Annotated in this window: 19 protein-coding genes; 5 read left to right on the top strand and 14 right to left on the bottom strand. The window is 63.1% G+C overall.

Translation table 11 applies throughout. The features are described 5' to 3' along the window. Nucleotides 1-138: 138 nt before the first annotated feature. Genes N805_RS14585 through N805_RS14560 form a run of 6 tightly spaced genes read right to left on the bottom strand, consistent with a single transcriptional unit; the run spans nt 139 to nt 6,947 of the window. Nucleotides 139-1,773, bottom strand: a complete 1,635-nt coding sequence (locus N805_RS14585) for a BatD family protein (protein WP_028614025.1) — start codon at nt 1,771-1,773, stop codon at nt 139-141. After that, the gene (locus N805_RS14580) at nt 1,770-3,488 is read right to left on the bottom strand and encodes a vWA domain-containing protein (RefSeq protein WP_028614026.1); all 1,719 of its coding nucleotides are present in this window, start codon (nt 3,486-3,488) and stop codon (nt 1,770-1,772) included. The genes N805_RS14585 and N805_RS14580 overlap by 4 nt, the downstream gene beginning before the upstream one ends. Continuing rightward, nucleotides 3,485-4,555 carry a vWA domain-containing protein gene (locus tag N805_RS14575; RefSeq protein WP_028614027.1) on the bottom strand — a complete coding sequence of 357 codons (1,071 nt, stop codon included), beginning with the start codon at nt 4,553-4,555 and terminating at the stop codon, nt 3,485-3,487. Before N805_RS14575 ends, N805_RS14580 begins: the two co-directional genes overlap by 4 nt. Continuing rightward, entirely contained in the window at nt 4,548-5,042 is a 495-nt protein-coding gene (locus tag N805_RS14570) for a DUF4381 domain-containing protein (protein WP_028614028.1), read from the bottom strand. Before N805_RS14570 ends, N805_RS14575 begins: the two co-directional genes overlap by 8 nt. Further along, nucleotides 5,039-5,983, bottom strand: a complete 945-nt coding sequence (locus N805_RS14565) for a DUF58 domain-containing protein (RefSeq protein WP_028614029.1) — start codon at nt 5,981-5,983, stop codon at nt 5,039-5,041. The genes N805_RS14570 and N805_RS14565 overlap by 4 nt, the downstream gene beginning before the upstream one ends. A gap of 4 nt (nt 5,984-5,987) precedes the next feature. Next, the gene (locus tag N805_RS14560) at nt 5,988-6,947 is read right to left on the bottom strand and encodes an AAA family ATPase (RefSeq protein ID WP_016500830.1); all 960 of its coding nucleotides are present in this window, start codon (nt 6,945-6,947) and stop codon (nt 5,988-5,990) included. A gap of 230 nt (nt 6,948-7,177) precedes the next feature. Between N805_RS14560 and N805_RS14555 the strand changes: the two genes are divergently transcribed. Next, nucleotides 7,178-8,446, top strand: coding sequence for a T6SS phospholipase effector Tle1-like catalytic domain-containing protein (locus N805_RS14555; protein WP_033742631.1), 1,269 nt, complete (start codon nt 7,178-7,180; stop codon nt 8,444-8,446). Nucleotides 8,447-8,560: 114 nt separating this feature from the next. Here N805_RS14555 and N805_RS14550 read toward each other — a convergent pair whose 3' ends face one another. From N805_RS14550 to N805_RS14525, 6 genes are all read right to left on the bottom strand, one after another. Further along, nucleotides 8,561-9,763, bottom strand: coding sequence for an MFS transporter (locus N805_RS14550; RefSeq protein ID WP_028614031.1), 1,203 nt, complete (start codon nt 9,761-9,763; stop codon nt 8,561-8,563). 55 nt (nt 9,764-9,818) lie between these two features. After that, nucleotides 9,819-11,033 carry a benzoate/H(+) symporter BenE family transporter gene (locus tag N805_RS14545; RefSeq protein WP_019474000.1) on the bottom strand — a complete coding sequence of 405 codons (1,215 nt, stop codon included), beginning with the start codon at nt 11,031-11,033 and terminating at the stop codon, nt 9,819-9,821. Between the two features lie 68 nt (nt 11,034-11,101). Beyond that, nucleotides 11,102-11,989, bottom strand: a complete 888-nt coding sequence (locus N805_RS14540) for a dihydrodipicolinate synthase family protein (protein WP_019473999.1) — start codon at nt 11,987-11,989, stop codon at nt 11,102-11,104. A gap of 44 nt (nt 11,990-12,033) precedes the next feature. Continuing rightward, complete coding sequence (locus tag N805_RS14535; RefSeq protein ID WP_012271240.1) at nt 12,034-12,816, bottom strand: aldolase; 783 nt, start codon at nt 12,814-12,816, stop codon at nt 12,034-12,036. 353 nt (nt 12,817-13,169) lie between these two features. Next, nucleotides 13,170-13,571 carry a hypothetical protein gene (locus tag N805_RS14530; RefSeq protein WP_019473998.1) on the bottom strand — a complete coding sequence of 134 codons (402 nt, stop codon included), beginning with the start codon at nt 13,569-13,571 and terminating at the stop codon, nt 13,170-13,172. Further along, complete coding sequence (locus tag N805_RS14525) at nt 13,564-14,964, bottom strand: PAAR domain-containing protein (RefSeq protein WP_028614032.1); 1,401 nt, start codon at nt 14,962-14,964, stop codon at nt 13,564-13,566. The genes N805_RS14530 and N805_RS14525 overlap by 8 nt, the downstream gene beginning before the upstream one ends. A 323-nt stretch (nt 14,965-15,287) precedes the next feature. On the opposite strand from N805_RS14525, the gene N805_RS14520 reads away from it, so the two are divergent. Further along, nucleotides 15,288-15,728, top strand: coding sequence for a GNAT family N-acetyltransferase (locus N805_RS14520; RefSeq protein ID WP_026034695.1), 441 nt, complete (start codon nt 15,288-15,290; stop codon nt 15,726-15,728). A 1,053-nt stretch (nt 15,729-16,781) separates the two neighbouring features. Here N805_RS14520 and mtlD read toward each other — a convergent pair. Continuing rightward, the gene (gene mtlD, locus N805_RS14515) at nt 16,782-18,926 is read right to left on the bottom strand and encodes a bifunctional mannitol-1-phosphate dehydrogenase/phosphatase (RefSeq protein ID WP_019472892.1); all 2,145 of its coding nucleotides are present in this window, start codon (nt 18,924-18,926) and stop codon (nt 16,782-16,784) included. 385 nt (nt 18,927-19,311) lie between these two features. Here mtlD and N805_RS14510 point away from each other — a divergent pair, with 385 nt between their 5' ends. Continuing rightward, complete coding sequence (locus N805_RS14510; RefSeq protein WP_019472891.1) at nt 19,312-19,608, top strand: DUF3144 domain-containing protein; 297 nt, start codon at nt 19,312-19,314, stop codon at nt 19,606-19,608. Between the two features lie 25 nt (nt 19,609-19,633). On the opposite strand, the gene N805_RS14505 is transcribed toward N805_RS14510, so the two are convergent. Continuing rightward, the gene (locus N805_RS14505) at nt 19,634-20,527 is read right to left on the bottom strand and encodes a LysR family transcriptional regulator (RefSeq protein WP_016485564.1); all 894 of its coding nucleotides are present in this window, start codon (nt 20,525-20,527) and stop codon (nt 19,634-19,636) included. Between the two features lie 147 nt (nt 20,528-20,674). Here N805_RS14505 and N805_RS14500 point away from each other — a divergent pair, with 147 nt between their 5' ends. Both N805_RS14500 and N805_RS14495 read left to right on the top strand, forming a co-directional pair. Continuing rightward, nucleotides 20,675-21,754 carry a 4-oxalomesaconate tautomerase gene (locus N805_RS14500; RefSeq protein WP_019472890.1) on the top strand — a complete coding sequence of 360 codons (1,080 nt, stop codon included), beginning with the start codon at nt 20,675-20,677 and terminating at the stop codon, nt 21,752-21,754. A gap of 72 nt (nt 21,755-21,826) precedes the next feature. Further along, entirely contained in the window at nt 21,827-23,143 is a 1,317-nt protein-coding gene (locus N805_RS14495; protein ID WP_019472889.1) for a dicarboxylate/amino acid:cation symporter, read from the top strand. Nucleotides 23,144-23,266: the final 123 nt, after the last annotated feature.

Here is a 23,266-nt window from a genome sequence, read left to right as displayed (position 1 = left end):
TAGCGCCCCCAGAATCTGCGCATCGCCGCAAAACCGCAGGGGCCGCTTTGCGGCCCTTTCGCCGGCAAGCCAGCTCCCACAGGTACTGCTCAAGGCTCCATACATGTGCTGTATCTGTGGGGACGTGCAGGCAGCGCACTACTTGGGATACAGCGGCGGCAAGCTGCCGTTCTCACCCGTCGGCAGCAACACCTGCTCAGCCGACGGAATGGTACCAATCGCCCGCCACAAGTCCTCACCCTGCCAATACTGCCCGGTTTCGCTGTACAGCGCCCCGTTCAACCCATCCAGCGCATCCGACAACGGCACGAAGCGCGCAGCCATCTCGGCCAGGGTTTCCGGTTGTTGCCGGGCCCACGCATCCAGCGCCTGGCGCGTGGCCTGGGGGTCGTTGGCCTGGCACGCACGCTTGAGGTCGTCCAGCAGGGTGCGCGGGCTAGGCCCGGTCTGCGCCGCGCGCAGCACCGCCGGCCGCGAGCGGGCGCGCCACCACAGGGCGAAGCCCAGCAGGGTGGTCAGGGCGAACACCAGTGTGGCCAGTTGCCAAGGCCACAGCAGGGTGCTGGCGCTGCTGTTGTCGCCCACGGGGGTGTCTGCGCTTAGCGCCGGGTTGTCCTGCACGTTCAGGGTGCGCGCCGGCAGGCTGCTGTGTTCCAGATGGTCTTCGCGGGTGTTCCACCAGGCCACTTCCAGCGCCGGCAAGGTCAGCGCACCCGCGTGCGTCGGCACCAGGGCTTCGCGCTCTTCACGGTTGGCGGTCATGCCGCGCTCGCTGATTTCGTTGCGCAGCAGCGGCTGGTCGGGGTAGCGGCGCAGGCCGATGATCTCTGTGGCGGGCAGCGGCGGCAGTTGGGGGCTGGACAAGCCCTCGGCACGCAAGGTGATGTTGCGCGTCAGCGAGTCGCCAATCTGCACCTGCTGGCTGCCCGGGTCGGGGTTCCAGTGCTCTTCCAGGGTCAGGTTGCGGGCTGGCAACCACGGCACGCCAGCGGGCCAGGCTGCGGGAATGGGCCGCACGTTGAGGTGCAAGGGCAGCGAGCTGACCTGCACCTGGCGGCCGGCGCGGGCCGTGCCATTGGCTTGTGACGCTTCGTCGTTGCTGGCGGCGGCAGTGGCGGTAAAGGTCAATGATGGAATGTCGAGGCTGCCACTTTGCTGGGCGTACACCGCATAGCGGGTTTCGATCACGCCATGACGCACGCCGTTGATTTCCTTTTCATACGTGCGCGATTCGCCCAGTGGCTCGACCTTGGCGTTTTCCAGTTGCAGCGGGCTCAGGCTGCTGTCGTCGTACAGCGCTACCGAGTGATAGATGCGCAGGGTCAGCACGGCCTGGGCCTGAACATAGACGTCGGTGCTGTCGAGCGTTGCCTCGATGAAGACCTGGGAGGCGCTGTCCGGGCGGCTGGCATCGGCCTGCAGCACTTGCAACTCGATGGCCTGGCTGTGCGACTGGCCCAGTTGCAGTTCGGGAATGCGCAGGCTGCCGCTGCGCCTTGGTAGCAGGGTGATGATCCAGCGGGTACTGGCGCGGGTTTCGCCGTCGAGGGTGTGCAGGCTGTTCAGCTGGCGCGTGCCGCGCACGTCGAAGTCACCTTCCAGGGCGCGCAGGTCGGGCTTGCCGAACTGGGTGACGTCCTGGCTTTCCAGGGTCAGCTCCAGGCTCTCGCCGGCTTCCAGGCGGGTGCGGTCAACGCTGGCTTGCAGCAGTGGTTCGGCCTGGGCCAGCACGGCCCATAGCAGGGTGAGCAGAAAGACGCCGAAGCGACTCATCGTGGGGTTTCCTGATGCAATTGCTGTTCATACCAGAATTTGCGCCGCAGCAGCTCCGCCGGGTTATCGGGGATCTCCCGCAGCCATTGTTCCAGGGCCTGGCGCTGTTCGGTGTCGAGGTTGGTCGATACCGGGCGCTGTGGCGGCTGGATGACATTGTCGTCAGCACCCGCCTGGTTGCCGGGCGCGGCCTGGCTGTTATTGCTGCTTTCACCGGGCTGTTCGGCGTTGGCTTGTTCGTCGCTGCCGGGCGTGCCCTGGGCCGGGCTGCTGGCCGAGCTGCTGTTGCCGTCGGTTTCGCTGCCGGGTGTACCTTGGGCTTCGCTCTTGGCCGGCTGCTCCTCGGCCTTGGCCTCGCGCTGTTGCAGCAGTTGTTGCACCAGCGCCTGGTTGTCCAGCGCGGGTTGCAGGTCTGGCTGGCGCTCCAGGGCTTGCTCGTAGGCGTCCAGGGCGGCCTCCAGTTCGCCGCTGCGGGCCAGGGCATTGCCTCGATTGTAGTGGGCGGCGGCCGTATCGCCTTGGGCAAACGCCTCGGCGGCACCCGCATAGTCGCCGGCCTGGTACAGGGCCATGCCGCGCCACTGCGGGTTCTGGAAGTGGCGTGCGGCGCTGGCCGGGCGGTTTTGCTCCAGCAGGCGCTGGCCTTGCTGGTCGGGGCGCAGCCACAGGTCGTTGAACTCGAAGGCCTGGCTGGGCTGTGGCAGGGCCAGCAGCAGCGGTAGGCAGAACAGCCAGCCACGACGGCCGGCGCAAGCGGCCAGCAACAGCAACGGGATGAGCAGCCAGTAACCTTGGTCGGCCCAGCTGTCCAGCTGCAGGGTTTGGCCGTCATTGCGCGCGGTGCGCGGGTTGTCGAACAGGCCCAGGCCGCGCAGGTCGAGGTCGTCGATGCGGGCATGCCGGTAGCGTCCGCCCGTGCTGCTGATAAAGCCCTTGAGGCTGGCGCTGTCCAGCCGTGGCAGCAGGATACCGCCCTGGTCGTCCTTGAGGTATTCGCCGCTGGCCTGGCGCACCGGGGCGCCTTCGCGGCTGCCGATGCCCAGCATCAGCAGGCTCGGGCCCTGACGGCCGAGGGCCTGGCTGATGCCTTGGCGTTCCGGGGCGCTCAGCGACGAGCCGATCAGCAGCAAACGGCCTTGGCCCAGGCCACTCTGGGCCAGCAAGGCCAGGCCCTTTTGCACAGCCAGGTCGGCCCGTTGGCCAGGTTTTGGCATGATCGACGGGTCGATGGCCTCCAGCAGGTTGCGGGTGGTGGCCAGGTCATCGGACAGCGGCACCAGGGTATGCGCCGAACCGGCATATACCACCAGCGCGGTCTGGCTGTCGCGGCGGTGTTCGAGCAGGTCGAGAACCTTGCGCCGGGCCTGTTCCAGGCGATTGGGCGGGCTGTCTTCGGCGAGCATCTGCGGGGTCAGCTCCAACAGGATTACCAGCGGGTCGGCCGGGCGTTGGCGGCTTTCTTCCACGCGCTGCCAGCTGGGCCCAAGCAGGGCCAGGATCACCAGCGCCCAGGCCAGGCCCAGTGCTATCCACGGCAGCTTGCTGGTGCTGCCGCTGCCACCGCCCAACAGCACACCATGGAAGGCGGGCGGCAAAATCATCTGCCAGCGCCCGGCGCGCTTGCGCCGGTGCCACAGCTTGTACAGCAGCCAGCCGAGCAGGGGCACGGCCAGCAGCCACAGCGGGCGAAGCCATTGGGGCCACAGTTCGATCATCGCCGCCTCCGCAGGCGCTTCAGACGCTGGCGCCATTCCGGGTGCGGCTGCAGGAAACGCGGCTTGCGCAGCAGGCGTTGCAGCAGGTTGTCGGGCCATTGCACGGCCACCACCAGCAGCGCGCTGAGCAGCAGCGCCAGGGCCAGGGGCCAGGCGTACAGGGCCTGGGCCGTGCGGGCCTGGGTCGGTTGCTGGGCTACCGGCTCCAACTGGTCGAGGGCGTCGCCGATGGCGTCCAGTTCGACACCGTCATGGGCACGGAAATAGGCACCGTGGGTGATGTCGGCGATTTCCTTGAGTGAGGCTTCATCCAGGTCCAGGCTCGGGTTAAGGCCAAGCAGGCCAGGGGTGCCACTGGCTTCGGGGTTGGCGCCGATGCCGATGGTGTAGATGCGCACCCCTTCCTGGGCAGCCAGGCGAGCAGCGGTCAGCGGGTGGATTTGCCCACCGTTGTTGGCGCCGTCGGTGATCAGCACCAGCACCCGGCTTTGTGCCGGCCGTTGGCGCAGGCGCTTGACCGCCAGGCCAATGGCGTCACCGATGGCGGTGTTTTTACCGGCGATGCCGATCTGCGCCTCGATCAGGAATGTGCGCACGGTGCGCCGGTCGAAGGTGAGCGGCGCCTGCAAGTACGCCTGGCTGCCGAACAGGATCAGGCCCACGCGGTCGCCTTCACGGTCTTGCAGGAAGTCGCCCATCAGCGCCTTGACCAGGTCGAGGCGGCTGATGTCTTCGTTTTGCCACTGCATGTCGGGAAAGTCCATCGACCCGGACACGTCTACCGCCACCAGCAGGTCGCGGCCGCTGGCGGCCACCGGTACCGGTTCACCCAACCACTGCGGGCGGGCGGCGGCGCACAGCAGCAACAGCCAGATGACCACGAACGGCGCCTGCTGGCGCCAGGTGGGCAGGTTGAGCCGTGCGCGGCGCCCGGCCAGGCCTTCCAGTTCGCTGAGAAAGCCTACCTTGAGTACCGGCTCACCGCTGTCGGCGGCCGGCAGCAGCAGGCGCATCAGCCACGGCAGCGGCAACAGGGCGAAGACCCACGGCCAGGCCAGTTCAAACATGCTTGCGGATCCAGGTTTCGACGGCCTGGCTGAGCCCGACAATGGCCTTGTCGTCGAGCTTGCACTCGGGCTTGTAGGCGCCCTCGACCAGCACCATCCAGCGGGTCAGGCCGGCGGCTGGGCAGCGGTTGTCGAGAAATGCCAGCCACTGGCGGCCGTTGAGGGTGTGGCTGTTGGCGCCCGGATAATGGCTGCGGCACAGGCGCTTGAGCAGGGCATTGATCTGTTGCAGCCAGGCGCCGGCCGGGGCGCCGTCGTACGGGCGCGGCAGGCGTGCCAGCTCGGCCAGGGCTTCCACACGCACCGGGTCCAAGGGCTGTTCGGCGCGCACGATGCGGCGTTTGCCCGGGCGCCAGCGGCGCAGCCGCCACAGCCCCCAACACAGCAGTGGCAGCACAGCCAGCAGCAGCCACCAGCCGGGTGCCGGCGGCCACAGGCCGACAGGCGCAGGCTCGATCAGCGGGTGCAACTGGTCGAGCGGGTTCATGACGCGCTCCTTGGCCGCTGGGCGTTCAGGTATTCGCGCAACTGCTCGATCATGTCGCTTTGGGTGCTAAGCGGCATCAGCACGACGCGCAGCTTCTGGGCCATCAGCTCCCAGCGCTCGATGCGTGCTTCGGCCTGCTTGCGATAGGCCTGGCGCAGGTTGGCGTCCAGGGTGTCGAGCTCCAGCTGGGCGCTGCGCTGGGCAAAGCGTAACAGGCCGGCGGCGGGCAGGGCGTGGTCGAGCGGGTCGGATACTGGCAACAGCAGCAGGTCGCAGTGGCGCGAGAGCATGGCCAGGTGCTGTTCGCACTGTGGGCTCAACGAACGCTCGTCACAGATGACAATGGCCAGGCTGCCCGGGCGTAGTACTTCTCGCGCCCGGCGCAGGGCCAGGCCGAGGCTGTCGGCCTGGGGCACGGCTTCGGTGTGCAGCGACTGGTTGACCTTGGCCAGGCGGTTGAGCAGTTGCAGCAGGCTCTGCTTGCTGCGCCGAGGCTTGATTTCGTGGGGGTCGTTGTCGCCGAACACCAGCCCGCCGATGCGGTCGTTGTGCCCCAGGGCGGCCCAGCCGAACAGGGCCGCGGCCTGGGCCGCCAACACCGACTTGAACAGCAGGCCCGAACCGAAGAACAGCCGCTGGCTTTGCTCGACAAGGATGAAGATCGGCCGCTCGCGCTCTTCGTGGAACAGCTTGGTGTGCGGTTCCTGGGTGCGTGCGGTGACCCGCCAGTCGATGTTGCGCACATCGTCGCCGGCCTGGTACACGCGCACCTGATCGAAGTCCACCCCGCGCCCGCGCAGCTTGGAATGGTGCAGGCCCACCAGCGGGCTGCGCTGGCCGGGCTTGGAAAACAGCTGGATTTCGCGCACGCGGTGGCGCATGTCGATCAGCTCGGCAAGGCCGATGCGGATGCCGGGTTCGGCCAGCTGCGCGGTGGGCATGGGCTCAGGCAACGGCGACGACGTCGAGGATGCGCTGGACCACGCGGTCCTGGTCGATCCCCGCCGCCTCGGCCTCGAACGAGAGGATGATGCGGTGGCGCAGCACGTCGAACAGCACGGCCTGGATGTCTTCTGGGCTGACGAAGTCGCGCCCGGCCAGCCAGGCGTGGGCACGCGCACAGCGGTCCAGCGAGATGGAGCCGCGTGGGCTGGCGCCGTAGGCGATCCAGTCGGCCAGCTCGGTGTCGAACTTGGCCGGGGTGCGGGTGGCCATTACCAGCTGCACCAGGTATTCCTCCACCGCGTCGGCCATGTACAGGCCGAGGATTTCCTTGCGCGCCGCAAAGATGGCCTGCTGGCTGACCCGGCGCTCGGGCTTGGTTTCGCCGCCCAGCGCTTCGCCACGGGCTTGCGCCAGGATGCGCCGCTCCACCGCAGCGTCGGGGAAGCCGATTTTTACGTGCATCAGGAAGCGGTCGAGCTGGGCTTCGGGCAGCGGGTAGGTACCTTCCTGCTCGATCGGGTTCTGCGTGGCCATGACCAGGAACAGCGGCGACAGGTCGTAGGTGCTGCGGCCCACGCTGACCTGGCGCTCGGCCATGGCTTCGAGCAGTGCAGACTGCACCTTGGCCGGGGCCCGGTTGATTTCGTCGGCCAGCACCAGGTTGTGGAAGATCGGCCCCTGCTGGAACACGAAGCTGCCGGTTTCCGGGCGGTAGATTTCGGTACCGGTGATGTCGGCCGGGAGCAGGTCGGGGGTGAACTGGATGCGATGGAACTGCGCCTCGATGCCTTCGGCGAGTTCTTTGATGGCCTTGGTCTTGGCCAGGCCCGGGGCACCTTCGACCAGCATGTGGCCGTCGGCCAGCAGCACGATCAACAGCCGTTCGACCAGTTTTTCCTGGCCTAGGATCTGCGAAGAAAGAAAGGTGCGCAGCGCGGTCAGCGCTTCACGGTGTTCCATCGGTGACGGTTCCTGGTATGGGGCCGCAGGCGGGCTGGAGGCAGCTGCCCTGGCAAGGGGTGATACTTTAATCCATCCGGGGGGGTGGCGACCAATGGCGGCTTGGAAATTTATCCGGCCCTGGGCCATGCACGTACAGAAATATCCTGCAAATGGCTGGCCATAGGCTGATGTTCAGCGGCGGCGCCCTGGCGCCTGCTTGTGTTTTTGACGCAAGCAGGAGCACAACGATGATCTTGAGATTTGGCGTGTTTTTCGATGGCACCGGTAATAATCAGCACAATGTGATGCCGACAGAGTCGAATGGCGGCAAGGGCGCCAGTTATACCAACGCCTTGAGCAATGTGGCCCTGTTGCACGCGCTTTATCCGGCAGAGGGGCCGAGCGGCGACGGCGCCATGGCGTTTCTCAAACGTTATGTCGAGGGGGTGGGAACCCTGGAGGGCGCTGAGGATCATGCGTATGCCTCGGCCACCGGGCGCGGGCGCACCGGCGTCGAGTCACGAGTCACCGAGGCATTGGAGGGTATCGCCGGGCAGCTGCGGGATTGGGCGCACGCCCATCCTCTCGCAAGACTCGAGGGGGTCGAGTTCGACCTGTTCGGCTTCAGCCGCGGTGCCGCGGCGGTGCGTCACTTGGCAAATCTGCTGCACGCTGACGGGGGCAGGGTGCTGGCCGTCACTTGCGACATCACGATCAATTTCATAGGCCTGTTCGACACCGTGGCCGCGATCATTGCGCCGTTACAGGGCGATTTCGACCCTGCCGACGAGCGCCATGGCGGCTTGCGCCTGGGCCTGGGTGAGGGTATTGCCCGGCACGTGGTGCAATTGGTGGCCGGGGATGAGCAGCGGCACAACTTCCCATTGGTGAGCAGCGGTCACGACATCGTGTTGCCGGGTGTGCATTCAAATATTGGTGGTGGTTACCCGAACAGTACGCAAGAGCGGTTACTGCTGTGCAAACCGCAGTCACAGCGTGTGCCGCTGGGTATCTGCGCTGAACAGACCCGCGTGTATGCCACGGTCAGCGCCTTGTTGGCTTCGGCGTTTGATGGCCTGGGCGCGCGGGTGATCACCTGGGAAGAAGCGATTGCCGGTGGGCGGCCCGCCGAGGCGCAAAAGCAGGTGTATGCGGCGGTGTACCGGGAGCGGGAGGTGGCGGGGCAGCTTTCGCGGGTGTACCTGAGTGTCATGCGTGAGCTGGCGGTGCGTGCGGGGGTGCCGTTCGAGCCGTTGGGCGGGCAGGCTGAGCATGGGTTGCCGGCTGAATTGCTGGAGATCAGCCGCAAGTTGCATGCGTATGCCTTGGGTGAATGTGAACAGCCGGGGCTGACCGAGGATGAGCAGCGGTTGTTGCGTGACAGGTATGTGCACACCTCGGCGAACTGGAATGCGCTCAAAGGGTTGCGTAACAGTGTGCTGGATGTGCTGTTCATCAATCGGCCAGCGGCAGGCGGTCGAGTGGTGCATGCGAACCCGGTAGCTTTACCAACCTGAACCGGCCTCATCGCCGGCAAGCCGGCTCCCACACGGATCGCGCCGCACTCAAGAAGTGTGCAGTCCTGTGGGAGCTGGCTTGCCGGCGAAAGGGCTGCAAAGCAGCCCTAGGGTCTAAGCCAGCTGGCGAGGCTTTCTGGATAAATATGCCTCCTGCGCCAGGGTCAGCAGCACGGTCAGCAGCATGAACACCACCGAAGCGATGAAGATGCCTGCAGGCAGGCGCTGGTCGAGCATCCAGCCGAACGCAACGGGCCCGATGGCGCCGCCGATGTTGAAGCCGGTCGAGACCAGCCCGAAGGTTTTGCCCTCGGCACCACGGGGCGCCGCCGCCTTGACCAGCATGTCCCGCGACGGCGCGATGACCCCGGTCAGCAAGCCGATGGCACCCAGTACCACCACCAAGGCCCAGTCCCGCACCAGCCCCAGCGCCACCAGCGTCGTCAGCGCCGCCGCGAGGGCAAAGGCCAGGGCCGCCACCAGGCCATGGCGCCGGGTGCGGTCAGCCAGGGCCCCGCCGCACAAAACGCCCACCGCACTGCTGAGCAGAAACGCCGTGAGCGCCGTGTTGGCCCAGGCCAGGGTCAGGCCTTGGCCCTGGACCAGGGCGGCTACGGAGAATTTCTCGATGGCACTGGTGCTCAGGTTCAGCAGGATGAACAACACCGTCAACACACCGATCATCGGCGTGAACAAACGCACCCGGCCCGGCGCTGCACCAAGGCCGGTGTCACTTTTGTTGCCATGCCCGCAAACCTGATAGATACCGCTGCCTGGCACCGAGATCAGCAGCAGCGCGGCTACACCCACCACCGCACCCGCTGCCAGGGCTGCCCGTGTACCAAACACGGCGGCAATGCCGAGAAACACCGCTGGCGTTACTGCCGAACCGAGGAAACCGGCAAACGTATGGATCGAGAACGAACGCCCCAGGCGGCCTTGCTCGATGCCCTTGGCCAGCAACGCGTAATCGGCAGGGTGGTAAACGCCATTGGCCAGCCCGGCCATGGCCATCGCCACCAGCAACATCGCATAGCCGGGGCTGGCCGCCAGCAGCAGGAAACTGAGGCTGCCCAACAGCAAGCCGGCCTTGAGCACCCTGCGCGCACCGTAGTGGTCGACGGCATAGCCCAGCGGTGCCTGCACCAACGCAGAGACGATGTTGAACACCGCCAGGGCCACGCCAAGCTCGACGAACCCCACGCCCAGCAGGCCGGGGAGGACGGGTAGCAATGCCGGCATCAGCATGATGTGCACATGGCTGACGAAGTGCACGGCAGCAATTTGGGTAAGCAGCTTGGGGCCAGCGTGAGGCATGTCGGTACCTGTCGAACGGGTGGGCACATGGCGCAGGGTAGGGGGAGGCAAGCCGTTACCGGCGGGAGCGTTTGACGCGAGGCAGGCGGCCGTTCAGCACGGCATAGGCCAGCAGGCCAATGACCAGCCCCCAGAACGCCCCACCAATGCCGAACAGGCTGATGTTGGCCGCCGCCGCCAGGAAGGTGATCAGTGCTGCTTCGCGCGAGCGGGCATCGGCCATTGCACTGGCCAGGCTGCCACCGATGGTGCCCAGCAGGGCAAGGCCGGCCAGGGTGGTGATGAAGGTACCCGGCAGGGCCATGAACACACTCGCCAGGGTGACCCCGAACACCCCCACGAGGATGTAGCAGACACCGGCAGCAATCCCCGCCACCCAGCGCTTGCCTGGGTCTTCATGGGCTTCCTTGCCGGTGCAGATGGCCGCGGTGATGGCGGCGATGTTGAAGGCGTGTGAACCGAATGGCGCCATCAGCAACGAACCCAGGCCGGTGACCGCGACAATCGGGTTGGCGCTGGTCTTGAAGCCGTCGTTGCGCAGCACCAGCATGCCGGGCATGTACTGGCCGGTGAGGGTGATCAGGAACAGTGGCAGGGCCACGCTGAGGGCGGCGTTGAGGGTGAAGGTGGGCGCGGTGAACACCGGTGAGGCGAACTCCAGGCGCAGCGTCGCCAGGCCTGCTTGCCCCTGCAGCAGCAGGTAGCCCAGCCCCAGTATCAGAATGCCCACCACGGCGTAGCGGGCGGTGAAGCGTTTGAAGGCCACGTAGGCCACAATCAGCAGCCCTGCCAGGGCCGGGTCGACAGACAGGCCGGCAAAGGCGCCGATGCCGAACTGCAGCAGGATACCCGCCAGCAATCCGGCCGCCACGCCTCCGGGGATGACCCGCACCAGGCGCTCGAAGCACCCGGTCAGCCCTAGCACCACGAAGCCGGCGGCCGACAACAAGTAGGCACCGATGGCTTCGCTGTAAGGCACGGTGGCCAGGGCCGTGACCAAAAATGCGGCTGCCGGCGTGGACCAGGCGGTGATGACCGGCTCGCGGCTGTACCAGGACAGCAACAGGCCGCTGAGGCCGACGCCGATCGACACGGCCCAGACCCACGATGACGTCAGCTCCGGACTCAGGCCAGCCACCTTGGCCGCCTGAAACACCAGGATGAAGGTGCCGCCGTAGTTGACGATGACCGAAACCAGCCCGGCTATTACGGGGTGAAAGATGTCTGTAAGCCGAAACGGGGTTGAAGAGCTTTGTGCAGGCGCGTCCATGGTTGCCTCTGGTAAAGGTCGGGTGCAGCAAGGCCCGACGGCGAGATGCCGCCGGGCAGGTTTCAGGGTCAGTTGGCCAGTTCGGTCAGCAGGCTTTTCAGGTAGTTGCTGCCTTGCGCATCCAGCGGCTGCAGGGGAAGGCGCGGTGCGCCGACATCCTGACCGAGCATTTTCAGGCCGGCCTTGATGGTGGTGGGCAGGCCGCGGCGGGTGATGTATTCCAGCAGCTCGTACTGGCGGTAGAACAGCGCGCGGGCTTCGGCCAGGTCGCCGTGCTGCACGGCGTCCCACAGTGCCAGGTTAAGTGCCGGGATCAGGTTGGGTGCGGCGGTGCACCAGCCGGTGGCGCCGGCCACCAAGGCTTCCAGGGTCAGCGGGTTGCAACCGTTATAGAAAGCCACTTGGCCATCGGTGGCCTTGAACAGGCGGTGCATGCGCTGAATGTCGCCGGTGCTTTCCTTGACCATGGTCACATTGGGCACTTCGCCGAGGATGCGCAGGATCAGCTCCACTGACAGGTCGGTGCCGCTGGTGCCCGGGTTGTTGTAGAGCATGATCGGGATGTCGATCGCCGCGCCGACGGCCTTGTAGTGGGCGACCACTTCGGCTTCGGTGAGCTTCCAGTAGGAAATGGGCAGCACCATTACAGCCGTCGCGCCGCAGGCCTGCGCCAGGCGGGCACGCTGCACGGTGCGGGCGGTGGTCAGGTCGGAGACGCTGACCACACTGGGTACGCGCCCGGCAATGCGTGCCTGGCTGAAGCGCACCACGGTTTCCCATTCGCTGTCGGACAGGTAGGCGCCCTCGCCAGTACTGCCCAGCGGTGCGATGGCGTGCACGCCGTTTGCGATCAGGCTGTCGATGGACGTGCCCAGGGCATCCAGATCGAGCGTGCCCTCAGCTGTGAAGGGAGTGATGGTGTAGCCGATAACGCCGCGAATTACAGGTGTAGACATGACCAGGCACCTCTGCCGTTGTTGAGGAAAGAGTACAACTTCGATCAGCCCAGGCAGTCGCCATGGGCACGCAAGGCACGGCGCGCGTAGTAGCTGAACGCGGCGCCATGTCGTTTGGGGGTGGAGATCCAGTCGTGGGCTTCTTTGCCCAGTGCTTCGGGGATGGGGCGGATATCACCGGCCCCCATGGCCAGCAGCTGCATCTTCGCTGCGCGCTCGAACAGCAGGGCGAGCACACAGGCTTCCTCGATCGAGCCACCGGCAATCAGCAGGCCGTGGTGGGAAAGCAGGATTGCACGCTTGTCGCCAATCGCCTTTGCGATGATTTCACCTTCCTCGTTGCCCACCGGCACGCCTGGCCATTCCTTGAGGAATGCGCAGTCATCGAACAGCGGGCACAAGTCCATGTGCGAAATGGCCAACGGCACTTCCAGCATCGAAAGGGCGGCGCTGTGCAGCGGGTGGGTGTGGATGATGCAGTTGACGTCGGGGCGGGCGCGGTACAGCCAGCTGTGGAAGCGGTTGGCCGGGTTGGCCATGCCGCGGCCTTGCAGCACGGTGAGGTCTTCGTCCACCACCAACAGGTTGGAGGCGGCGATTTCGTCGAAGCCCAGGCCCAGTTGCTGGGTGTAGTAGGTGCCAGGCTCCTGCGCACGTGCGGTGATCTGCCCGGCCAGGCCAGAGTCGTGGCCGCCGTCGAACAGGATGCGGCAGGTGAGGGCAAGCTTTTGCCGGGCGGTGTAGGTGTTGTCGGCCAGGGCCGTCAGCATCTGCTGCTGGGCGAGTTTGACGAGCTGGTCCTTGGGGGTGTGCATGGTGGTCGTCATGGGCGGTACCTGCGTGGAAAAGGGCGGGCGTTGGCTGATTGCAGTAGTGGCGTTGTCAGGACACATGGCGATCTTAATGACACATTGTGTCATTTGCAAGCGTTGTGTCATCCCTTGGGTACGCTATCAGTGGCTTTTTTGGAGAGGTTACCGATCAGGTAGAGGCTGTTCGGTCATCATCATCGGTATGCTGGTCGAGTGTCGCTGTAGATAGACAACGTATTCGTCATGGCGATGATTTTCTGGAGTAGATAGTGATCGAGGGCGCACAGTTGGGGCAGTTTTTGAACGGCGACGACACGTCGGTGGGAAAGGAGGAAGACCCGCGACTACGGGTCTGACCTGCAAAGTGCCTATCTCCCGTCCGAGAGTTCAACGAGGGTATAAGCAACAATCATCCAAGCACAACCAAGTAGTGTTAGCCAGGTAGCAAGAGCCAACTTAAATTTTAATTTCGCAGGGAAACGCTTCAATTCATCAGCATCTAACTTGCCTCTGCGTAATGCCAAGCCCGGAAATGTTATCAACCCAGCGATCATGCACATCAGCATCCATCGCCACTTCAATCGTCGCCTATCCCTCGTCTGCTTCATAGACTCAATGTAGGGGTTGCTTTGAATCGCCGAGCATGCAACATCGTAATCCTTCCTTAGCATAAGGAAGGCAAGGATCGCCGGGCCAGGCAGTCCAATGACAAATGGCCCTATTACCAATATTATCTTCGCCGAGACCGGCCAAACGTTGATGTCAATCACGCGTAGCCTCGTAGATGAACTCACCTGCCGACTCACCCAACTTCTCCCCTACGAGGCCGCCGGCGGCCCCACCAGCTCCGACAAGCAAAACCACGCACACCGGAACGCTGACTCCGGCGGTCCCTACCGCAAAAGCTGCGCACAGTGTTCCGGCGGTTAATCCAGCTCCAGTAGAAGCGAGCGTGCTTAATCCAAGGCTACCGGCAAAACTACTTGTTTCTGTCATTCGGATCTTTTTACACGCCTCTGTCTCGCCCGCCCGGCAAACCTCCTGAACGTTCATGTAGGACGAAGTCCCTCCTAGTCCAACCGCAGCATATCCACCATAAGCAAGGTACTTACTAAGTTTGGCAACCTTATCCAGATGCGTCGCATACCCCGGAATCTGCCCCGGACCACCGGCCTTGGACCAATGATGCACAAGACTCTTGGTCGAAATATTCAAGCTCCTCCTCAAGCGCTCATAGCTCCCAAGGTTCAACTGCTTGTTCAAAAATGCCGTTTTCAACTGTCCATCCAGCTGCTGCAGAAGCCGCCGCCGTTCAGCGAAAAAGCCCGGGCTGTTCAAATGGCCGTGGCGCATGAACTCCCGCTGGTGCAACTGCTCGATACTGGTCAATGTATGACCGACCTGTCTCAAACCTTGATCCAGCATGTCCTTGCCGACGCCCATGGACAGGCTGGCGTTACTGAGCAAGCCGGCGATTTCGGCCTGGTGCTGCATCATGAAATCCGCTTCGGCGTAGTCGAGCACCTCCAAAGCACGTCGTGCATGCTGCGCAGCCGCCATCAGTTCTCCCTCTTCCCGCGTACAGGCATTTGCGTTGTCAGGATCCCCGATAACGAAGATTTCCCCAGCCTTGAAGCCTTGCTCAAACGTCGGGTTGAGCCGCTGCAACCGGGAGATCGGCAAAGTGGCATCGTGCTCGGCCAGTTGCAGCAGCACCTGGGGGAACGACATGCGTCGAGGAATTACATAGAAGCCAGGCTCTAGCGAATCGGGCAGTGCCCCTACGACAGGTCGGGAGAAGCGCCCGGGGTAGCCGGTGGCTGACGGCTGGTTAAAGTGGGTATTGGTACCCCCCGCAATGGAATACATGGACGGCGGTGCTTCATATAACGGTGCGACCACCCGGTTGCTGCCCGGCGAACAGCCACAGGCAACCAGCGCGCCATCCATGGCCACCCGCTGGCCATCGGAAATAAAGTGATCCACACCTTCAGCGACGGTTCCCACCTGCCCACAAAGAGGGCATGGCGTGGTGTGGTCGCCTTCACGGAGCACCATTCGGCCTTCGTCGAGATAGCCGGCGCCCGTTGCAATGCAGATAGCACCCGTAGTAGTCACATCGCCATCTACAGCCTGACCTAAGCCCTCTAGACTGACGCGCATAAAACAAACTCCCTGTGTATGGTTCAGGTTGGAAACCTAACACCAGTAGGGGAGATCCAATTGGCTTCAGTCGAAATTCAGAAACTTCTTACAAGTTATCGGAATTATATTTTCTGGAGTGCAAGCAGATGTTTCTTTGTGGCGAAACTTAACTTCTAAAGCACAATTTCGAGATGCCTGATTGTAGGTAATCACCCGATGAACTGACTGTTTTGCATCCCTTTTGCGACACAGGGCCGCTCCTGCACGGCTGCCGAGGTTACAGGCATGCGTGGTACGTTCTGGTAACAAACCCACTGAGTTGCTATTGATACGAGGAAGAAATGGCTCTGGAATCACACATGCGGCTCGCCCGGCAAGCCGACCTCAATGCGCTCTTTGATCTTGATGTCATCGCGCAGCGCGAAGAGCACCGGCGGGAATGCATTGCCCACGCGGTAGCTTGCGGCCAGTGCTGGGTGGCAACGGATGCTGACGATACTGCGCTGCTGTTGGGCTATGGCGTACTGGACACCTCATTTTTCGGGCAGGATTTCATCCCGCTCATCGTGGTGCTGGATTCGGCACGGGGCCGTGGCGTAGGCGCAGCCATTCTTCGTGGGCTGGAATCCCGGGCCCTGGGGGCCAAGCTGTTCACCTCGACCAACGCGTCGAACCTGCCGATGCAGGCGCTGCTTGCGAAGTGCGGTTTTATTGGCAGTGGCCAGGTTGAAAACCTGGATGAAGGTGACCCGGAGCTTGTTTTTGTGAAGATCAGGTGCTGATGCCAGCGAACACCGGCGAAGCCGGTGCCATCCTCCGCGCTGGATTCTTCGCGGGTAAACCCGCTCCCACAAGGGCTGCGCAGGCTTCAGGCTTATGCAGTACCTGTAGGGGCAACTGCTTGCACAACCTCTAAAAGCTAGCGCGATCATTGTGGGAGCGGGCTTGCCCCGCGAACACCGGCGCAGCCGGTGCCATGCACCGCGCTGGATTCTTCGCGGGTAAACCCGCTCCCACAGGGGCTGCGCAGGCTTCAGGCTTATGCAGTACCTGTAGGGGCAACTGCTTGCACAACCTCTAAAAGCGAGCGCGATCACTGTGGGAGCGGGCATGCCCGCGAACACCGGCGCAGCCGGTGCCATGCACCGCGCTGGATTCTTCGCGGGTAAACCCGCTCCCACAAGGGCTGCGCAGGCTTCAGGCTTATGCAGTACCTGTAGGGGCAACTGCTTGCACAACATCTAAAAGCTAGCGCGATCACTGTGGGAGCGGCTTTAGCCGCGAACACCGGCGCAGCCGGTGCCATTCACCGTGTTGGATTCTTCGCGGGCGCGCCCGCTCCCACAGGTAGTCGGGCAGGCTTCAGACATATGCAGTACCTTCGGGGCAACTGTCCTGCACAACACCTGGAAGCTGGCGCGATCACTGTGGGAGCGGCTTTAGCCGCGAACACCGGCGCAGCCGGTGCCATTCACCGTGTTGGATTCTTCGCGGGCGCGCCCGCTCCCACAGGTAATCGCGCAGGCTTCAGGCATATGCAGTACCTGTGGGGGCAACTGTCTTGCACAACACCTGGAAGCTGGCGCGATCACTGTGGGAGCGGCTTTAGCCGCGAACACCGGCGGAGCCGGTGCCATTCACCGTGTTGGATTCTTCGCGGGCGCGCCCGCTCCCACAGGTAATCGCGCAGGCTTCAGGCTTATGCAGTACCTGTAGGGGCAAATGTCTTGCACAACACCTGAAAGCTAGCGCGGTCATTGTGGGAGCGGGCACGCCCGCGAACACCGGCGGAGCCGGTGCCATTCACCGCGCTGGCTTCAGGCTAATGCAGTACCTCATGCGCCTATGCAAAGGTCGCCCAGCCTGCTTGCCACATCCCTTGGCGGGTACTGCCGGAAAGCATCTGAAATGGCAGTGATCAGCTGCGTGTCCCTGATCGGGTCCAGCCCTGGAAAACGCTTGCCATTACAGTCACCGTCATGGGTAAGCACGGCCTCGACGCTGGCGTTGTTATCCCGATAAACCTGTCTGATCGCCTGGGCTTCCTGGTCCTTGCTGTCTACGCAGCGCAGGGCATGGTGAATGGCCAGGGCCGCGCCAAATGTCAGCCCCGGGGTTTCAATAGCATGCTTGCGTGCAAGGTCGATGCTGCTGAAGATGCGCTCGTTGCGTTGAAGCTTGCGCAACGGGTCGCGCCCCACCCGGGCACAAGGGTCTTTGAACGAGGTGGCACAGCGCTCCAGGAAGGTGTTGGCAAAACGGCTGACCACTTCGGCCATGTGCGGGTACTCCGCCACCAGTGCCGGCCCGACTTCCTGGCGAATCAGGCGTTCGGCCAGTTCGCTGACACGTGCATCGCCCATACCCTGGCCCACCGAGTCATGGCCCAGCAGGCTCGCGTACCAGGCAACGATGGCATGTGGGCCGTTCCACAGGCGGTTCTTGATGACCTGGATCTGGGTGATGTCAGGCACCGTCTTCACCTGGCGCAGGCGTTCGAGCAGTTCGCTGCCATGCTCTACATACAGGGGCATGTCGGGTTCGCTGTTGAACAGGATCAGGTGCAGCTGGCTCATCGCGCTGCTGGGTTGGGCAAAGGGCCTGAAGCGCCCGATCAGTCGTTCGTACTCAGGCACGGGCGCTGATGCCTTGGTGGCGACTGCCGGTTCGTCTTCCAGGCTGTTCTGGAACATCTGCGACTTGATGCGCAGTTGCCGCACCAGTGCGTCGTTGCTGAGCTTGGAGACAATGCGGCTGACCACCGTTTCGGCGAAATGGGTCTTTTCCAGCACTTGCTCGCCAATTGCCGGCGGGCACAGCAATGCCAGCTCTGCCTGCACATGGCGGCGCACAAACGCGGCGCCGCCCACCTTGTTCAGCACGATCAGCAACGTCAGCTCTCGGCCACGTCGTTCGAAACGTTGCAGCAGCCCCTTGGCAATCACCTTCGCCTGGTTGCGGATGGCCTGCTCGGGCAGGCTCAGGCCGATAATTTCGGCAGTGGTATACATGCCGATGACTGCGACGTCATCGTCCATGTCGATCATGCGCACATTGTCGATGGTCTGGTCGAATGATGTAGCACCGTAGCGCACGCTGTAGCGGCCGAAGGCATTGACGCTTTCGCGCAGCATGCGCGAGCGGGTCGCGGCGATGATTTCACGGGGCCGGGTGTAGCCATCCCAATGGGAAAACACCTGTGTCAGGTAACCACCGCCGATGGCACCGAAGCCATGAATGCCCACGCTGAACTGGTTCAACGAAGCCGGGAACGGCTCGCTCAATGCTGGCATGCCCAGGTCAGGTACGCACTCGCTAAGGTCGGCGAGAAACTCATGCATGCTGAGGTAGGCTTTGAGCGCGCCAGCCTTGATCTCGGCAGCGGGCGGCTTGATGTCTTCGATCAGGATCGCCTGGCCTTCGGCACGGATGGCCGAGAGCATGCCGTTCTCTGAATCCTCGACCATGAAGCACTGATCGGGTTCGCAATTGAGCGCGCGGGCGGCTTTCAGGAAAATCTCGGGGTGGGGTTTGCCCTGGCTGACTTCATCGCCACAGACGGTGATGTCGAAATACTTCAGCACATTGGCATTGATCAGGTATTCCTCGGCAATGGCACGGCGGCTGGAGGTGGCCACTGCCATGGTCAAGCCCGACTTGCGCAGGCGCTCTAGCACTTCCAGCAAGCCGGCCTTGATGGGTACGCCGTGATTGCGCACGTACTCCAGCTCAAGTTCATCCGCGCGCTTGCGGATCTCGGCGTACGGGAAGTCTTCACCGTTATGCGCCTTGGCCAGGGCTTCGGCCTTGGTCGCGCTCAGGCCCAGCGAGCCGATCAATGTGTCCTCGCTCAGCGCTTTGCCGAAGATTTCCAGCGAGGCTTGCTTCAAAGTCTTGAAGCGCAAGCGTTCGGTGTCGAAGAGGGTGCCATCCATATCGAAGATGGCGCTGAGAATCTGTTTACCTTGAAAGAAAAGCATTGGGTGTTGCCCCTTGTTGTTGCGTCAGACATTCCGCCTGTAACAGGCGAATACGGTGTGTGAGCTGCAGCGTCGGCAGTCAGGTCGGAGGCACACGGTCGACAGGGGGGCGTTCAGGGGTAACGCAGAAGTAAGGCGGGGCGGAGCGGGGAGTGCAGAGCAGGTTTGCAACCTTTGAGGCGAGGCGGGCGGCTGGTTTGGCCTTGAGGTCACGCCCACTGGCTGCAGTCGATTTTGCAGGCAGTGGGCGCAAATAGCGATGGATACGTGTGATTCCAAGCATAAGGTGCTTTGCTTCCTTTTCGTCGTGGGTGATCCTTTTTCAGCCTTGCACGTATGCGCGCCGCCATGCAAGGCTTGGGCTTCCGTTACAAGGTGAACCGCAATGACCCAAGCTACCGATCAGGCCTTTTATGACCGCGCCGATGCGCACATCGACCTGGCCAACCAGCAGATTGAAAAATTCGAAGACCTGGGCAAGGTAAGTGCCTCGCTGACCTTCGGCGCCACGCGTTTCAGCGCGTGGATGAGTGCCCGCAGCTTCAAGAGCAGCGCGGAACTGGCGGCAGCCCGGGAAGAAATTTTGAAGTACTTCTGCGAACAGTACCGGATGATGCTCGAAGACAACCTGGATGAGCACATCGAGCATTTTGACCGCCTGGTACTGGGCAAGGACGCCTGACCTCGCCTGCCTGCGCAGCGGTGACTCAACGGTTGGGCCACTGCTGCAAAAGGATCGAAACGAACTTCTCCGCCGCGGGCGACAACGACGCGCCGCGCCGGTACACCAGCCCCAGGGTGCGTGTGACTTGCGGCTCGATCAACGGCACGCTGACCAGCGTCGGGTGATCAGCGTTGGGCATGGCCAGGCTGGGCATGGCCGACACGCCCAGCCCGGCCTCGACCATGCCCAGCGACGTCGACAGGTGTTGCACTTCGTAGAACCATTTAGGTCGCAGGTTGAGCCCGGACAACGCATGGTCCAGCAGCATGCGGTTGCCACTCAGGCGGCCGACGCCGATCAGGCGGTAATCAGCCAGCTCTGTCCAGGTAACGGATGCGCGCTCCGCCAGTGGGTGATCCCGCCTGCACGCCAGCACAAAGTGCTCTTGCACCAGTGAGACAAACTCGATGTCCGGGTGCTGGCCGCTCATCATGTTGATGCCGAAGTCGGCCTCGCCGCGCAACACGGCTTCGAGCCCGTCGTTGGCGCTCAGGTCCAGCAGGCGAATACGGATTTTTGGGTACTGCTCGTTGTAATCGCGGATCACCGACGGCAGGAAGTAGAACGCTGCGGTGGGAATGCAGGCGAGGGTAACTTGCCCGGTCTGGCGCTCGGCCAGCTCGCGGATACTGAGGATCGAGTCTTCAAAATCATCCAGCAGGCGCCTGGCTTTAGGCAGAAAGTCACGGCCCACGCTGGTCAGGCTGACCCGGCGTGTGGTGCGTTCCAGCAGCGAGGTGCCCAGGCCTTCCTCCAGTTTCTTGATCCGCCGACTCAGGGCCGGCTGGGAAAGGTGAAGCGCCTCGGCGGCCTCGTGGAAACTACCGAGTTCGGCGATTTTAACGAAAGATCGGATATCTTGCAGCTCATATTCCATAACAAACCCTGCTACTGGCGCTGCGCCTGATTAATGTTTGAATCGCAATAATGGCTACGATATTTGCATTGGATTGATTTATCCATCCCTGTCACTCTTTTGCTCACAGCATCAATGATGTCCATTGATCAACAAGGGTGCAAAATCATGCAACGAATTCCTTGCGTCCTCATGCGCGGTGGTACCTCGAAAGGGCCGTTCTTCCACGCCTGGGACCTGCCTGCCAATGTGGTCGAACGCGACGAGTTGCTGATCAACCTGATGGGCTCTGGCCATGAGCTGGAAATCGACGGGATCGGTGGTGGCAGCCCGCAGACCAGCAAGGTGGCGATCATCAGCCCTTCTTTGCACGCCGACGCCGACGTCGACTACCTGTTCGTGCAGGTGATGGTTGCACAGCGGCGCGTCGATACTGCCCCCAACTGCGGCAACATGCTGTGTGCCGTTGGCCCGTTCGCCATCGAACAGGGGTTGGTCAAAGGCAAGGAAGGGAAGACCCTGGTCCGTATTCGCAACCTGAACACCGGTACCTTCGTCAATTCGCTGGTAGAAACCCCAGGCGGTATCGTGCGCTACGAAGGCCGTACCGCAATCGACGGCGTACCCGGCACTGCCGCCCCGGTGCACCTGACTTTCCTCGATGCAGTCGGCAGCAAGACCGGCAAGCTGTTCCCTACCGGCCAGGCCAGGGATCTGATCGATGGTGTCCCGGTGACCTGCATCGATATGGCCATGCCGATGATGGTGGTGGAGGCCAGCCAGCTAGGTGTCACCGGCTCGGAAACCCCGGCCCAGCTAGACGCCAACAGCGAACTGCTCGAACGCCTTGAAGCATTGCGCTTGAAGGCCGGCAAGGCCATGGGCCTGGGCGATGTCAGTGGCATGGTCATCCCCAAGCCGGTACTGGTATCCAGGCCTCGCTACGACGGCACGCTGCAGGTTCGTTATTTCATGCCGCACAACTGCCATCGCGCCCTGGCGATCACTGGCGCAGTGGGGCTGGCAACTGCCTGCGTCAGCCCCGGCACGGTGATTGCCGACCTGCTGGGCGAAGGCGCGCAGCAGCTGACCGAGGTCCGCCTCGAGCACCCCAGTGGCGGCATTGATATCGCCCTGACGCGCAGCGGTGCCGATGGCCAGACCATCCAGGCCTCGGTAGTACGAACCGCCCGGCGGCTCTTCTCAGGGTTCGTCTACGCCCCTACATTCCGCAGGTTGGCCGGGTAGCACCAGGCGTCGATCCAGAGCCGCACATTTGTAACAAGCGCATCCGCACAATTTCAACAATGGTGATGCCCCATGAAACTCGCCAAATCGCTGTACTTTCAGATCCTCTGCGCCGTCCTGCTGGGCGTATTGGTCGGCCACTTCTGGGCGCAACAGGCCGTTGCGCTCAAGCCCTTGGGTGATGCCTTCATCAAGCTGGTCAAGATGATGATCGCCCCGGTGGTGTTCTGCACCATCGTCACCGGCATTGCCGGGATGACCGACAAGCGCTCGCTGGGGCGCCTGATGAGCAAGACGTTGCTGCTGTTCCTGGGCCTGACGGTGGTGAGCCTGGCGATTGGCCTGGCGGCGGTCTACCTGTTCAAACCCGGTGTGGGCATGAACATCGACCCCGCCACCCTCAGCACCGAAGGCCTCAGCCAGTACACCGCCTCGGCCGCCAAGCTGGGCGTGGTCGATTTCTTCATGCACATCATTCCCGATACGTTCATCGGTGCCTTCAACAAGGGCGAAGTATTGCCGGTGCTGTTCATCGCCGTACTCAGCGGCTTTGCCCTGTCGTCCATGGGGGACAAGGGCAAGCCAGTGCTGGATGTGCTGGAATCTGCCTCGACCATGGTATTCCGCATTTTTGGTTACCTGATGCGCTTTGCGCCGGTGGGTGCCTTTGGTGCGCTGGCCTTTACAGTCGGGCAGTACGGCATCACCTCGCTCGGTGCCCTGGCCAAGCTGGTAGGTACGCTGTACATCGCCTGTGCGTTCTTCGTACTGGTCGTACTGGGTGGTATCTGCCGCGCCCACGGCTTCAGCCTGTGGAAACTGCTGCGCTATTTCCGCGAGGAATTCCTGGTGGTGCTGGGTACTTCGTCCACCGAGCCCGTGCTGCCGCGCATGCTGGAAAAGCTCGAGAAGCTGGGGTGCAAGAAGGGTGTAGTAGGCCTGGTGTTGCCAACCGGGTACTCGTTCAACCTTGATGGCACAGCCATCTACCTGTCGCTGGCGGCCATCTTCATCGCCCAGGCCTGCAACATCGACATCACCCTGGGGCAGACGCTGACCATGCTGGCGATCATGTTGCTGTCGTCCAAGGGCGCCGCCGGGGTGACAGGCAGTGGTTTCGTTGCCCTGGCCTCGACCCTGACCGTGATCCACGACATTCCGCTGGCTGGCCTGGCGCTGCTGATCGGTATTGACCGCTTCATGTCCGAAGCCCGGGCGCTGACCAGCCTTGCCAGCAATGCGGTGGCCACCGTGGTGATCTCGCTGTCCGAGAATGCCTGTGAGCGGGAGACCCTGTTGCGCGCACTCAATGGTGAGCAACCGGTACAGCCAGACTGTGCTGCACCCGAACCGGCCGCCTGGCCCGCCGAGCCAAGCCGCCACGGCTGAACCCCGTTCGCACTACTGAACATTGATTTAAAATTCCACTCAGCGTCGCAGCGATGCCGAGTGGGGTTGGAGGCTGCCTGCCCGGCGGGCGGCCACGCACAATAAAAACAAGAGAGAAAGACC

This window comes from Pseudomonas putida S13.1.2 (genome assembly GCF_000498395.2).
Classification (GTDB): domain Bacteria; phylum Pseudomonadota; class Gammaproteobacteria; order Pseudomonadales; family Pseudomonadaceae; genus Aquipseudomonas; species Aquipseudomonas putida_Q.
Note: the sequence above shows the minus strand (reverse complement) of the source record. Positions and strands in the feature narration are given on the sequence as shown.

Coding starts and splice junctions, on each gene's coding strand:
- N805_RS14585 (WP_028614025.1), bottom strand. CDS start 1,773: ATGAGTCGCTTCGGCGTCTTTCTGCTCACCCTGCTATGGGCCGTGCTG.
- N805_RS14580 (WP_028614026.1), bottom strand. CDS start 3,488: ATGATCGAACTGTGGCCCCAATGGCTTCGCCCGCTGTGGCTGCTGGCC.
- N805_RS14575 (WP_028614027.1), bottom strand. CDS start 4,555: ATGTTTGAACTGGCCTGGCCGTGGGTCTTCGCCCTGTTGCCGCTGCCG.
- N805_RS14570 (WP_028614028.1), bottom strand. CDS start 5,042: ATGAACCCGCTCGACCAGTTGCACCCGCTGATCGAGCCTGCGCCTGTC.
- N805_RS14565 (WP_028614029.1), bottom strand. CDS start 5,983: ATGCCCACCGCGCAGCTGGCCGAACCCGGCATCCGCATCGGCCTTGCC.
- N805_RS14560 (WP_016500830.1), bottom strand. CDS start 6,947: ATGGAACACCGTGAAGCGCTGACCGCGCTGCGCACCTTTCTTTCTTCG.
- N805_RS14555 (WP_033742631.1), top strand. CDS start 7,178: ATGATCTTGAGATTTGGCGTGTTTTTCGATGGCACCGGTAATAATCAG.
- N805_RS14550 (WP_028614031.1), bottom strand. CDS start 9,763: ATGCCTCACGCTGGCCCCAAGCTGCTTACCCAAATTGCTGCCGTGCAC.
- N805_RS14545 (WP_019474000.1), bottom strand. CDS start 11,033: ATGGACGCGCCTGCACAAAGCTCTTCAACCCCGTTTCGGCTTACAGAC.
- N805_RS14540 (WP_019473999.1), bottom strand. CDS start 11,989: ATGTCTACACCTGTAATTCGCGGCGTTATCGGCTACACCATCACTCCC.
- N805_RS14535 (WP_012271240.1), bottom strand. CDS start 12,816: ATGACGACCACCATGCACACCCCCAAGGACCAGCTCGTCAAACTCGCC.
- N805_RS14525 (WP_028614032.1), bottom strand. CDS start 14,964: ATGCGCGTCAGTCTAGAGGGCTTAGGTCAGGCTGTAGATGGCGATGTG.
- N805_RS14520 (WP_026034695.1), top strand. CDS start 15,288: ATGGCTCTGGAATCACACATGCGGCTCGCCCGGCAAGCCGACCTCAAT.
- mtlD (WP_019472892.1), bottom strand. CDS start 18,926: ATGCTTTTCTTTCAAGGTAAACAGATTCTCAGCGCCATCTTCGATATG.
- N805_RS14510 (WP_019472891.1), top strand. CDS start 19,312: ATGACCCAAGCTACCGATCAGGCCTTTTATGACCGCGCCGATGCGCAC.
- N805_RS14505 (WP_016485564.1), bottom strand. CDS start 20,527: ATGGAATATGAGCTGCAAGATATCCGATCTTTCGTTAAAATCGCCGAA.
- N805_RS14500 (WP_019472890.1), top strand. CDS start 20,675: ATGCAACGAATTCCTTGCGTCCTCATGCGCGGTGGTACCTCGAAAGGG.
- N805_RS14495 (WP_019472889.1), top strand. CDS start 21,827: ATGAAACTCGCCAAATCGCTGTACTTTCAGATCCTCTGCGCCGTCCTG.